Annotated in this window: 1 protein-coding gene; it reads right to left on the bottom strand. The window is 67.2% G+C overall.

All coding sequences use genetic code 11. The features are described from left to right. Window positions 1–241: lysophospholipid acyltransferase family protein (locus SB773_RS34225; protein ID WP_486304340.1), on the bottom strand; the 241-nt coding region annotated here is incomplete at both ends.

Below are 241 nucleotides of genomic sequence, written 5' to 3'. Positions count from 1 at the left end.
ACGCGCGGATCCGATCCATGTCCGCGGCGACGTCTCCGGTCAGGTCGATGGTGGGGCCGAGACCCGTCGTCATCGTCGTGCGATCGACGAAGCCGAGTGTGACCGGCATCCCCGTCTCGCGTGCGATGCGGTAGAAGCCCGACTTCCAGTACTCGTTGCCGCCACGGGTCCCGTCCGGGGTGACCACGAGCCCGAAGACCGTTCCGGCGTGCACCTGCCCGATGACATCGTTCACCACACG

Source organism: Bacillus sp. SIMBA_074, from assembly GCF_046534555.1.
In the GTDB taxonomy this organism is placed as follows: Bacteria; Bacillota; Bacilli; order Bacillales; family Bacillaceae_G; genus Bacillus_A; species Bacillus_A mycoides.
This window is presented reverse-complemented; position numbering and strand designations above follow the sequence as displayed.